General features: G+C 58.1%; 8 protein-coding genes. 5 read left to right on the plus strand and 3 right to left on the minus strand.

The window, feature by feature from the left end:
* Nucleotides 1-69: 69 nt before the first annotated feature.
* The 3 genes from MJQ68_RS07280 to MJQ68_RS07290 all read left to right on the plus strand — a co-directional run bounded on the left by MJQ68_RS07280 (nt 70) and on the right by MJQ68_RS07290 (nt 3,804).
* The gene (locus MJQ68_RS07280; RefSeq protein WP_238750368.1) at nt 70-1,227 is read left to right on the plus strand and encodes a cytochrome c biogenesis protein; all 1,158 of its coding nucleotides are present in this window, start codon (nt 70-72) and stop codon (nt 1,225-1,227) included.
* Nucleotide 1,228: 1 nt separating this feature from the next.
* Nucleotides 1,229-2,803, plus strand: coding sequence for a S8 family serine peptidase (locus MJQ68_RS07285; RefSeq protein WP_238750369.1), 1,575 nt, complete (start codon nt 1,229-1,231; stop codon nt 2,801-2,803).
* Between the two features lie 104 nt (nt 2,804-2,907).
* Nucleotides 2,908-3,804, plus strand: a complete 897-nt coding sequence (locus MJQ68_RS07290) for an OmpA/MotB family protein (protein WP_238750370.1) — start codon at nt 2,908-2,910, stop codon at nt 3,802-3,804.
* A gap of 37 nt (nt 3,805-3,841) precedes the next feature.
* On the opposite strand, the gene tilS is transcribed toward MJQ68_RS07290, so the two are convergent.
* Both tilS and MJQ68_RS07300 read right to left on the minus strand, forming a co-directional pair.
* The gene (gene tilS / locus MJQ68_RS07295) at nt 3,842-5,191 is read right to left on the minus strand and encodes a tRNA lysidine(34) synthetase TilS (RefSeq protein ID WP_238750371.1); all 1,350 of its coding nucleotides are present in this window, start codon (nt 5,189-5,191) and stop codon (nt 3,842-3,844) included.
* The gene (locus tag MJQ68_RS07300) at nt 5,188-5,661 is read right to left on the minus strand and encodes a 23S rRNA (pseudouridine(1915)-N(3))-methyltransferase RlmH (protein WP_238750372.1); all 474 of its coding nucleotides are present in this window, start codon (nt 5,659-5,661) and stop codon (nt 5,188-5,190) included. The genes tilS and MJQ68_RS07300 overlap by 4 nt, the downstream gene beginning before the upstream one ends.
* Before the next feature lie 76 nt (nt 5,662-5,737).
* On the opposite strand from MJQ68_RS07300, the gene prmA reads away from it, so the two are divergent.
* Nucleotides 5,738-6,577 carry a 50S ribosomal protein L11 methyltransferase gene (gene prmA / locus MJQ68_RS07305; RefSeq protein WP_238750373.1) on the plus strand — a complete coding sequence of 280 codons (840 nt, stop codon included), beginning with the start codon at nt 5,738-5,740 and terminating at the stop codon, nt 6,575-6,577.
* Nucleotides 6,578-6,591: 14 nt separating this feature from the next.
* Entirely contained in the window at nt 6,592-11,292 is a 4,701-nt protein-coding gene (locus MJQ68_RS07310) for a hypothetical protein (protein ID WP_238750374.1), read from the plus strand.
* A gap of 1 nt (nt 11,293) precedes the next feature.
* Here MJQ68_RS07310 and MJQ68_RS07315 read toward each other — a convergent pair whose 3' ends face one another.
* Nucleotides 11,294-12,223 (minus strand): DUF58 domain-containing protein, encoded by a 930-nt coding sequence (locus MJQ68_RS07315; RefSeq protein WP_238750375.1) that lies wholly within the window; start codon nt 12,221-12,223, stop codon nt 11,294-11,296.
* Between the last annotated feature and the right edge of the window lie 53 nt (nt 12,224-12,276).

Here is a 12,276-nt window from a genome sequence, read left to right on the forward strand (position 1 = left end):
TTGGTTTGTCGCGTGTCATATGTCTGCCGGCCTGCCCGGCTAGCGCGCCCGGTGGCGTAAATTTGCCGCATGGAGAAATTGATGCGGCAGCAGTGGTGGAAGGTACTCAGCGTAGTGATCTTACTGTACGCGCTTACCGCCGGCCTGCTGGTTCCGCTGAAGCCGAATGTAGTACGGGTGTATCCAGCTGCGGCGGAGCTGGGGCAAACGCAATCGATCGAGCTGGTCGGTTACAACACGCGTTTCCTGGACGATCAGGGCGATTCCAAAGCCTGGCTCAGCCTTTCGGCGGGCGAAGCATCCTACGCCATCGCCGCGGACGCCATCACCGTAGCGGATGATCGGCGCGCCACGGCCACCTTTACGCTACCCGCTCACCTGCCAACCTCCTCCACCTCAGCCCAGGCGCTGTCGCTCATCGTAAGCGGACCGGCCAATGGTACCTTCGTAGCACCGGCTGCCGTAACCGTCCGACAAACCACCGCACCTGCGGACCCCGCCCCCTACGTCAGTGCCTGGAAGGCCGGAAGTCTGCAGGCGGACGACCTGACCGCCAATACCGCCTTTACCTTTCCGTATCGGGGGCTCTTGAGCGAGACGATCCGCAATACCTACTTCCACGTCAGTCTGTGGTTTGCGATGATGTTCCTATTTATTGCCGCCGTAGTGTACGCCATCAAGCACCTCCGCGCCAAAAATCGGATGGAAGCCGGAGGGCTGCCCGACGTAGCGGCTCTCTCCGATCTGACACGAATGGAACGCACGGACCACTGGTCCGTAGTCTTCACCGGCGTAGGGATGCTATTCGGTATCCTCGGGCTTCTGACCGGCGCGGTCTGGGCCAAGTATACCTGGGGCAGTTGGTGGAATTGGGACATCAAGCAGTTCACTACGCTGATCGCACTCCTCATTTATGCAGGGTACTTCGTACTGCGGGCCGCTTTTCCCGATCCGGAGCAGCGGGGCCGACTCGGGGCGGTCTACAATATTTTTGCCTTTGCCTGTCTCATTCCTCTGATCTACATCTTGCCGCGGATGTCTTCGACCAGCCTGCACCCCGGGGCGGACGGTAATCCGGCCATGGGTGGTGAGGACCTCGATAATACCATGCGCATGGTGTTTTATCCTACCATCATCGGCTGGACGCTCTTCGGCGGTTGGATGGCCGGTGTTGCCTATCGCAGCCGAATCGTGGGCGAACGCCTGCTGCGCCGTAGTGGGTTTTAAGGTGCGCAGGGCACTACTGTTAATAGCCTGTATCGGCCTCGCGGCACCGGTGCCGCTCGACGCACAGCGTATTGAGACCGAACTGATCTGCGCCTGGCAGGGTGCGTCGGCGCCGCTGCGTACGGTGTGGACGGACGGACAGGTAAGCCAGTTATCAGGCAGCCACACGCTACTTCGCTTCCGCGATGTCACAGCAGCCCGGCGGGCCTACGAGCATCTGCGTTTTCATCCCGAACGGGTCACCGTGCAGTATAACTATACGGTACAGCCACGCGCACAGCCTAATGATCCGGACTACGTCCGACAGGATAATTTTGCCCGGCAGGGCTTCGAGGAAGCGTGGGATTTGACTACCGGGGGGGCGCTGCCGAATGGCATACCGATCGTAACCGCAGTACTGGATGCCGGCTTCGATGCCGACCACGAGGACCTGTACCCCAACCTATGGATCAATCCCGGTGAGTTGGCCGGAGATCAGCTAGACAATGACGGTAATGGCTACGTGGACGATGTACACGGCTTTAACTTTATCGACAGTCTGGGCGAATACAACAGCGATGCGCACGGTACCCAGGTAGCCGGACTGCTGGGCGCAGTCGGTAACAATGGGGTAGGGGTGAGCGGCACGAACTGGGATGCGCGGCTGATGCTGTTTTCCATCCGTACCGTAGCCGATATCATTCAAGCCTACGACTACATCATCGCCCAGCGACGGCAATTCAATAGCAGCGGAGGCACGCGCGGTGCCCTGATCGTAGCAACTAACGCTAGTTTCGGTGTCGAGGGGGCGAGCTGTACGGATTTCCCGGTCTGGGGTGCGATGTACGATCGGCTCGGTGAGGTAGGCATTCTGACTGCAGCCAGTGTGGTCAACGCTCCCGTTAATGTCGACGAGAGCGGCGACATGCCTACGGACTGTCCGAGTGACTACCTGCTCAGTGTTACTAATGTAGACACGGATGATGCGCTTCACCCCGAAGTTGGTTACGGTTCGGTAAGCGTTGATCTGGCCGCGGCGGGGCAGGGGAGTTACTCGACCCGGCCAGGGGATCGCTACGGTCCCTTCGGCAGTAGCAGTGCGGCGGCGCCCTACGTCACCGGGGCCATCAGTTTGCTTTACGCTGGGGCGTGTCCTACCATGATCCGGTATATACTCGACCGTCCGGCCGAGGCTGCACGACTTGTGCGGGGGGCGCTACTAGATGGCGTAGCCCCGCGTACCGCACTATCGGGGGTGACGGTGACGGGAGGTATGCTAGACGTACATGCGGCACAGACAGTACTCGATACGCGCTGCCCTGAAGTGGACGATATTCCGCTGCGGGTAACTTCCGTGTGGCCTAATCCCACGCAGCGGTTCATCACGGTACAGACGTCGTTACTCGCTCTGTCGGACGAGCTGGATGTAACCGTCTACGATGCCCTGGGTCGGCTGGTTGCCAGGCCAGTGCCCAGCGTAGTATTCAACGGGACGGCGGGTATACGGCTGGATCTACGTGGCCTGCCCACCGGCTATTACACTGTTAAGATTCGCAACCGCGCACAGTACGCACAGGCCGCAGTAGTTGTACATTAGCGTTTACGACTGTCAACTGACGCACGAACACGATCGGGATCTAGCTGTTTCATGGCGTGTTTTCGACTACTCCGTCAGTCCCTTTTTACTCTCAACTGCTTACTATGCAAAAGATCACTTTACTTCTCCTAGCGCTTACCATCGGGCTGTCGTCCTGTGTGAGCAAGAAACAACTCGAAGCCGCGCAGGCCGACGTGGCCAGCCGCGATGAGCTTCTCGCGCAGCGCGACCAGGAAATCAACCGCTACGCCCAGCAACTCGCCGAGTGCGAGCGCAAGGAACTTCAACTGGAAAACCAGGTCAAGAGCGCCGAGAGCCAGGCCAACCTCCGTCAGGAGCAGATCGAAGACCTGCGTAAGCAGCGCGACGCTCAGCTTCAGCAGGTCGGTGACCTGACGGTCCTCAGCCAGGGTGCTAACGCTAACATCTCCAATACGCTTCAGCAGTTGGAGGGCAAGGACAAGTACATCCGCCTCCTGCAGGCCGCCAAGTCCAAGGCCGACTCCATCAACCTAGCCCTTGCCGTAAACCTCAAGAGTGTTCTACGGGACGGTATCGAGGATCAGGATGTAGACATCAAGGTCGACAAGACCGTGGTGTACATAAACCTGTCCGACAAGATGCTCTACAAGAGCGGCAGCTACCAGATCACCGACCGGGCCGGCGAAGTGCTCGAGAAGATCGCCCAGATCGCCAAGAGCCGTCCTAACCTCGACCTGATGGTGGAAGGCTACACCGACAATGTGCCCATCACCTCCGCCTGTGTAAAGGACAACTGGGACCTCTCCGTCCTCCGTTCCACGGCCGTAGTGAAAGCCCTGCAGAACAAGTACGACATCGACCCCAACCGCCTGATCGCTAGCGGCCGCGGCGAGTACAATCAGCTGGTAGCAAACGATACGCCCGAAAACCGGTCCACCAACCGGCGCACGCGCATCATTCTGCTGCCCCGCCTGAACCAGTTCTACGACCTGCTCGATCCCAAGCAGGTACCGGAGTAGGCTCTACTCCCCGAACTTCACCAAGCACCGAAGGACCTCAGCGTTCTTCGGTGCTTTTTTGTATGTAGCTGATCCGAAGCACCCGCTCGTCACCAGGCCCCACCGCACCGTGGTACGATACGGCGCGGCCCAGGATGGCCAGTATGGTACCGTCGGGCCCAGTAAGCAGGCTTTGCGCTGCCCGCTCAGGACCCGTCAACTGAAGATCCTGATAGACTTTTTTTAGCTTCTTCCGTTTGCCTTCCATCCCGATAGGTGCAAAACGATCTCCAGTTTGCCGCGGTCGCAGGTGCAGTGGAAAGTCTGGAATACGAAGATACTGGCAGCTTGCGGTGTCAAGACTATCCGGACGGTCTACCTCCTCGAATACATAGTGTCCGCCCGCCGTATGATGCACAAAAGGTAGGGAAGGATAGGTGGCCGTCTCGACGGTAGCCGGCGAGCCGATGGGTGAGAATCGGATGGTAGTGGGACTGATGAAGGCGATCATATGCTTCCCGATGATCGTCCGACTCCCCGCAACCGCTAGCATCTGCCGGTACTGCTCGGACGTGAAGCCGGCATTTGGAGTGCACTTTTTGAGCAGTAGCGGGCCGATGGTATTCGGATCGAGACTACCTAGGGTCCGATCCACCAGAATAGTAGCCCCCTGCCGGGTAACCACCTTATCCTCCCAGCAGCTGTAGCCGTACGCCATCAATTGCTCCTCCCCGCGCAGGGTCTGGAAGTTGCGGGCCAGGGTAGTGGGGGTAAGCCCCAGATCGGCAAAGACGGGTAGTAGATGGTGACGAATACGATTGCGGAGGTACTTATCGGTAGCGTTGGTACGGTCTTCCCGGTGAGTAATACCCCGCTCCCGGGCGTATGCATCGATCTCAGCACGGGAGCTGCCTAGCAAAGGACGAACAATACGCCCATGCGCAGGACGGATACCCCGCAGGCCCGCTAAACCCGTACCCCGAATAAAATTGATGAGACTGGTCTCGAAAGAATCTTCTAGCTGATGCGCTGTGAGAAGACGATCGTATTTATACTCATCCAGAATTTTCTGAAAATAATTATAACGGACCTGGCGAGCGACCATCTGAGTGCTGTCTCCCGTTCCCTCAGCAAGCTTACCAGTATCTACCCGCTTGACGTGCACGTCGAGACTGAATCGTTCTGCTAGCCCTCGCACGAATGCTTCATCCTCAGTCGAATCTGTACCTCTCAATTGAAAGTTGCAGTGAACCAGTGCGATACGGTACCCCAGTTCTAGCAATACATGAGTAAGTACGGTACTGTCTTTCCCCCCACTAATGGCCACGAGTAGGTGGTCATCGCTACGCAGCAGATCGTGCTGCGTTACAAAGGCGGTAAAGGAATCGATCAGATCGCGGGCACTCACTCGTTGTGGTACTTTTCGTTGCGTAGAATAGTCATGGCCCGGTACAGCTGCTCCGTCAAAAACAAGCGGACCATCTGGTGGCTGAAGGTCATCTTGCTGAGACTAAGCTTTCCGTCCGCCCGCTCATAGAGTGCCGCATCAAAGCCAAAGGCACCCCCCACCAGAAACACTAAGCGGCGGGCCGGTCGCTGCAGCTCCTTGTCCAGCCACTGGGCGAAGTCTACGCTGCTGTACTGCTTGCCTCCTTCGTCGAGTAGGATGAGTCGGTCGGTAGACTGCAGGCGACTGAGCACCGCCTCGGCTTCCCGCTGACGCAGTAGATCGGTGGGTAGCTTGCCGGCCCCTTTGATATCGGGAACTACCTGGAAGGTGATCGGCAGGTAGTGGCCGAGTCGCTTCTGGTACACCGCCTCGCCCTGTTGGAGGTACTTCTCGCCCGTTTTACCTATGTAGAGTACGCTGACCTTCACGGGGCTCAAGGTACGCTGTCCGCTACCTACCTTGCACCGGCGTTCCCGCCCCTGGCCCTATCACTTCTGTTGCCGTATGTCTGCCTACTCCGTTTATACCATCACCTGTGCGGACAATCAGCGCGATATCCTGCTGGCCCTACTGGCGGATGCGGGTATGGATTCCTTCGAAGAGACGGACCACGGCCTGCTGGCCTACGCGCGCAGTGACGGCGGGGTAGACTGGGCTACTGTGCTGAATGAATTACGGGAAACGGTAGCCTTCACCTACGAAGTATCTGCCCTGGCGGACAAGAACTGGAACGCGGAATGGGAGAGCCAGTTTCAGCCCATTCAGATCGGTCAACGCTTGCTCATCCGGGCCAGCTTCCACCCCACACAGCCGGGCATAGAACGCGAGCTGGTCATCGATCCCAAGATGGCCTTCGGTACGGGGCACCACGCCACTACCTACATGATGTGCGAGCGGATACTGGACTACTTCGCCGACGGCAAGCAAGGGGGAGCGTCCGTACTCGATTATGGCTCGGGTACCGGGGTGCTGGCGATCCTGGCCAAACAAGTCGGGGCGGGGCGCGTAGATGCGGTGGATATCGAGCGACCGGCTTATGAAAGCACCCTGGAAAATGCGGAGCGAAACGGTGTCACCCTGGGCCACGTAGTTCACGGTCAGCTGGACGATGTGCCCGTCGGCAAGCCCTACGACCTGGTGGTGGCTAACATCAACCGCAACGTACTACTCGCTACGGGCGGGGCGTTGTACGAACGGCTGCGGGCGGGCGGCACGGCCTACCTCAGTGGTATACTCGATCAGGATGCCGAGCTGCTGACCGAGCGTATGCAACTGCTTGGATTTCGGCACGTGCAGACCTACGCGCGCGATGCGTGGCGCTGCTTTGCTTTTGAACGCGATTGAACAACCCCCTGCGTATGCGGTGTCTATTTTTTCTGCTCCTCTCGCTGTGGTCCGGTCTAGCTACCGGCCAGTTGGCTACGCTATCTCCGGATGCACCGATCGCCGACTTTGAGCTTCAGCTAGAGGAGTACATGACCGCCTCACGCAACACGCGGGCAAAGGACGCCTACGCCAATTTCACGGGGGTGTTCTACGGCGGCGGCTTGGATACCGTACAGCAGCGGCGCGTACTCACCTCAGCCATCGGTCTGGCCAATCTGAAGCTCCTGGCGGACAAAGGGATGGCCAACTACCTCGATCTACACAGCCAGCTTGCCGGCACGGAGGAAGAAAAAACGAAGCTCTTCGCTGAGTTTCATACGATGCTGGAGCAGGCACTAGCAGCTCCGGAAGTGTCTGCCGCAGCCATTAACAAAGCACTCCTCACCGCCGAAAGCTACCTGCGTACCGCGCGGCTGGATCAGCGGGAGGGGGTACACGGCTGGAAGGTAGCCGGTGGGAAGCCTCACTTCGTATACGACGCTGCGCCGATCCTGCGTATCGATACCGTACAGCAGCTTCTGGCCAGTACTACGGGGGATTCGATCATCATCCAGGAAACCAAATTGATCGTGGACCTGGGGACGGGTAAAGTGACCGGTAAGGGGGGGCGCACGGACTGGCAGCGGGTAGGTCTGCCGAGCGATATTTTCGTGCGGCTGGTTGACTATCATTTCGACGTCGACCGTCAGCTCATCACCTCGGACAGTGCGCAGTTCCAGTATCCCGCCTACTTCGGTGACCGGATTCTGTACGGTTCCTTCAAGGATCGTCTGCAGTCGGGCGGCCCCCGCCCCGCGGGGGATATACCTGAGTTCGTATCTACCAACGGACGGGTACTGGTAGATCAGGTAGGGGAGGGGATGAGCCTGGAGGGGCAGTTCGAATTGCGCGCCGCCCGGGTCTACGTGCTTAACGGCGAGGGGCGTAAGGCAGTGGTCACCCTGAACATCAATGACGCGCGGGATGAACGCAAGGTGCGCGGCCTCGGCGACCAGTTCGTCGTGCAGCCGGGCAGCCGCATCACGGGACAGAAGATCGACATGACCGTGTTCTTCGGTCAGGACAGTCTATACCATCCCAGCATCAGCGTAGACGTCAACGTGCCGGAGCGCAGCGTGGAGCTCAACCGCAGTAAGAGCAGTGCCGCCGCTGCGCCCTTCTACCACAGCGGAAATCACTTCAATATTGACGCCACTAACATCACCGTGTACCTGGCGCAGGATAGTGCCGTAGTGGGACGCCGTACAGCCTCATTCCAGGAAAAGGGCGACGTGGTCTTTGAAAGTGAAGACTACTTCAGCACGCAGGAGTACGCGCGGATCAAGGCGCTGGCTGGTTTCCATCCGCTCGAGGTGATCTACCGCTACCGCACGGCACTCTACCCACCTTCGGATACGATCGGTATAGAGGGCTTGGCGCAGAACTTTAGGGCAGACCTCACCGGACGGGATATCGAATCGGTCATCTACGATCTACAGGACCGTGGATTTCTCACTTACGAGCCCGAGACGGGTAAGATCGCCGTTAAGCACAAGCTAAATCACTTCGTGCTCTCACAGCGACAGGCCAAGGACTACGACAACCTGCGGATCGTATCGAGCACACCCGCGGAAAACGCTTTCATCGATCTACAGAAGGGTACCATCCGCGTCATGGCCGCCCAGCCCATCCAGCTCAACCGCAAAAAGAAGATCGCCATACGGCCCAGCAACGAGATCATCAATATCGTAGGAGATCGCAACCTGGACTTCGGGGGCACGGTCTATGCCGGCAATACGATCGTGACCGCAGATAGCTTTCACCTCAAATATGCCCCGTACTACATCACCTTCGACTCGGCCGATATCGATGTGTTCCTTCCCGAGGGAGGTAAGGTGGACAAGGATGTACAGCTGCTATCTACGGCTAGTCGGATCGAGGACGTCCGCGGGTACATTCTGCTCGATGCGCCCAAAAACAAGAGCGGGGCCGAGGATATCGGGTATTTCCCCTCCATCCAGACCCGGGGGCCTAGTTACGTCTACTATGACCAGGGGGATACCAGTTCACTCTACTCCCGCGACAGTTTCTACTTCGAGCTCGCCAACCTGAGCATCAATAACCTGGACTCCCTAACCGAGAATAATCTGGCCCTGGAGGGGGAGCTGGTCAGCGGCGGCATCTTCGGACGGATCAAACAGACACTGCGCGTGCAGGAAGACGGTAGTCTGGGTTTCGTAGGCGATACGGATAGTACCGGTCAGGCCGCCTACGGAGACCGCGGTACCTACTCCGGACAGCTGAGTCTCACGAATGAAGGACTGAGCGGCAGCGGTAAACTAAACTACCTGGAAGCAGAGATCGAAAGCTCCGAGATCACCTTCGGCGTGGACAGCACCACAACCACTACGGAAACCTTTCGGCTCAAGCGCTCGGTCACCGCGCAGCGCGAAGTACCTACCGTAGTCGGCGAGCGGGTCAATGTGACCTTTCGGCCCTACGGAGATTCCCTCATCGTATCCCCCGTGGAGGGCTTTCCGTTTCAGCTCTTCGAGGAGAACGATCACGTATTTAGGGGTACGCTGGTCCTGACCCCCACGGCGCTGCAGGGAACCGGTACACTCGACTGGTCGAAGGCCAGCATCAGTAGCGAGGCCCTCAGCTTTGGAGCTGATCAAGTTATGGCCGATACGTCCACGGTCCGCATCAAGAGCGTACAGGATACGGCCAATATCGCGCTACGGACCACTAACGTCAACAGTACCATTGACTTCGCTACAGGAAAGGCGACCTTCAGCAACAACGGGAATGAGCTGGCTACTGAATTACCCTACATCGAGTTTTTGACCAGCGCCAATGAGTTCGAGTGGGACCTTAAGGAGGGGAACATTGTGTTCAGTACCCAGGACGGGAAGGACCGTTTTACCAGCAGCAACGTCGATCAGGACTCCCTGACCTTCACCGCCCAAACAGCGGTGTACGATAATCTGGCGAGTCAGCTGGAAGTGGGCGGCGTGCCCTTCGTGATCAGCGCGGATGCAAAGATCATTCCGGGCGACGGACAGCTGGTCGTGCAACCCGGCGGACGGGTAGCGCAACTCACCAACGCACAAATCGTAGCCGATACGCTGAGCGAGTACCACGTCATCAACCGCGCCACCGTGGACATCGCCGGGCGCAAGGAGTATACCGCCTCCGGTTTCTATGAGTACAACGTAGGTCCGCATACCCAGGAGTTCGAGCTGCAGAACATAGTAGGCACGCGTATCGGCAAGGGATCGAGGTCGGAAAAAGCGACCGCTACCCGTGCCGAAGGCGAGATCGCTGAGGAAACGACCTTCTACATCGACGACAAGACGCGCTTCTTCGGCACGATCAGTCTTGACGCCGGGAGTCCCGTACTGGGCTTCGACGGGTACGCGCGGATCGAATCCGATAATCTACCCTCGGCCGAGTGGTTCGCGGTACAGAGCGAGGGAGACAAGACTAATCTGGTGCTCAATACCGAAGGCGCGGTCGGGCGCGATGCAAAGCCGCTCCACACCGGCTTCTACCTCAGCAAGCCGGAACGGCAGATCTACCCTAGTCTGGTGCAGAGCCTGCAACGCCGGGTGGACCACCCTATTCTCAATGCCAGCGGCGTGTTCATGTACGACGAGGACAACGATGCATTTCGGTTTGGCGACAGTACGCGGGTGCAAGATCCTAGCGCGACAGCGGGCAACCTCATGGTGTACGACCAGACCAGCGGTAAGGTCACCGGCGACGGCCTGCTCGGGATCGGCGGACGGCTCAAGTACATCAGTATGAAGAGCTACGGTACCATTGCTATGGAACTACCGGAGCAGTTCGCACCTCCGGAAATAGAGGTCGCCGAAGTAGAAGACGCCGATGAGGTTGCAGACGACGATGATACTACTGCTGAGTCCACGGAGGGTGAGACCCTCACCGACAACATGTTTTTACTGGAAGAGGAGACGGAGCCAGCGCCTACGGCCGACACGGAAGATGCGCAAGCTGATGCCGCCGAACTAGCCCGCCTACAGGCTATCAATCGCTACCCCCCCACCGAAGTAGAGGCGATGACAGCCATCGACCTGATCTTACCTACGCGGTTGACTCAGATCATGGCTACGGACATCGTGTCCGGTGGATACAGCGCACCGCAGTTGGCCATCAACACCAAGATTCCATTTGCTACTTCCGGACTGGAAGCACTATTTCCCGCCGGCCCGCAGCGGGAGGCCGCGATCGCCGGACTGCAGGCCGATGCGGTAGACCTACCGCCGTCTATCAACCAACATACCTTCCTATTCACCGACGTGGCGATGCGGTGGAACTCCGACTACCAGAGCTGGGTGAGTACGCAGGTAAGCAATGGGCTAGCCTCGGTGGCTGGACAGGCCGTCAGTCGCAGGATCCAATCCTACCTCGAAGTAAAAATGACGACGGGGGGTGAAGATCGCCTGTACCTGTACATTAAGTCACCCAGTGAGACCTACTACTTCTTTGGCTTCAAGGACGGCATCCTGAACGTGGTGAGTAACAACAACACCTTCATGAATACCCTGCGCGAAATGAAGGCAAAAGAATTGGTCCTGGAAATGGACGACGGTCAGACGTATGAAATTCTGGAGGTTACGCCCGGAACCGCTGCAACTTTCCTTCGTCGGGTAGAGGAGGCCTTCCAGTAAGCTAGCGCATGCGGGTTCGCTTTACGAGGTACTGCTGGAGGATGGGGCGAAAACCCGCCTGAATGTCGGCTTCGACGTAGTCGATTTTATACTGCAGACACTTCAGCCGCAGGCGTTCCTGGTACGCACCGATCTGGTCCACGTAGTACTCCTTCACCTGGTGGGGTTGAAGTTTGACCCGCTCACCGGACTCCATGTCGATGAATTCGTAGGGCCGGTTCTCGAAGGTGAAGTCTAGTTCTCTGGCCTTATCCACGGTGTGAAATAGCACCACCTCGTGCTTGGCGTGCTTGAGGTGCTGGAGGGCGGCAAACAGGTCTTCTTCCCGTTCGCCGGGTCCGTCGAACATATCACTGAACACGATGACCAGCGACCGTCGGTGAATACTATCTGCGATCTGGTGCAGCGCGGTCGCTGCCGCGGTCTTTACATCGTGGGTAGGTGCATCGATGAGTCGCTGCAGGTGGGTGAGCAGCAAGCGGTAATGGGTGGTACTAGACTTGGGTCGCGTATGGAGGTCGACGCCCTCATTAAAGAAGCTGAGACCGAATGCATCGCGCTGTTTTTTCAGCAGATTCATCAGGCTGGCGGCGGCTAGTGCGGAGAAGCGGATCTTATTGATGTGGTCTTCAGACTGCTTATCGATCTCCGGAAAGTACATGCTACTGCTGGAATCCACCACGATCTGACAGCGCAGATTGGTCTCCTCCTCATAGCGCTTCGTGTACATCTTATCGGTGCGGGCGAAGACCTTCCAGTCGATGTTGCGGGTGGGCTCACCCTGGTTGTAGATGCGGTGCTCGGCGAACTCTACACTAAAGCCGTGGAAGGGACTCTTATGCAGACCGATGATAAAACCCTCGACGACCTGTTTGGCAAGGAGGTCCAGATTGCCCAGGTCGCGGACCTGATTGTTGGTGAGCAGTTGCATGCGCTAACTTATGGCCCCGTGGGGTGTTGGTCGATTAGATCGTGTGGGTAGCA

The organism is Neolewinella maritima (assembly GCF_923081025.1).
In the GTDB taxonomy this organism is placed as follows: Bacteria; Bacteroidota; Bacteroidia; order Chitinophagales; family Saprospiraceae; genus Neolewinella; species Neolewinella maritima.

Coding starts and splice junctions, on each gene's coding strand:
- MJQ68_RS07315 (WP_238750375.1), bottom strand. CDS start 12,223: ATGCAACTGCTCACCAACAATCAGGTCCGCGACCTGGGCAATCTGGAC.
- MJQ68_RS07310 (WP_238750374.1), top strand. CDS start 6,592: ATGCGGTGTCTATTTTTTCTGCTCCTCTCGCTGTGGTCCGGTCTAGCT.
- MJQ68_RS07280 (WP_238750368.1), top strand. CDS start 70: ATGGAGAAATTGATGCGGCAGCAGTGGTGGAAGGTACTCAGCGTAGTG.
- prmA (WP_238750373.1), top strand. CDS start 5,738: ATGTCTGCCTACTCCGTTTATACCATCACCTGTGCGGACAATCAGCGC.
- MJQ68_RS07290 (WP_238750370.1), top strand. CDS start 2,908: ATGCAAAAGATCACTTTACTTCTCCTAGCGCTTACCATCGGGCTGTCG.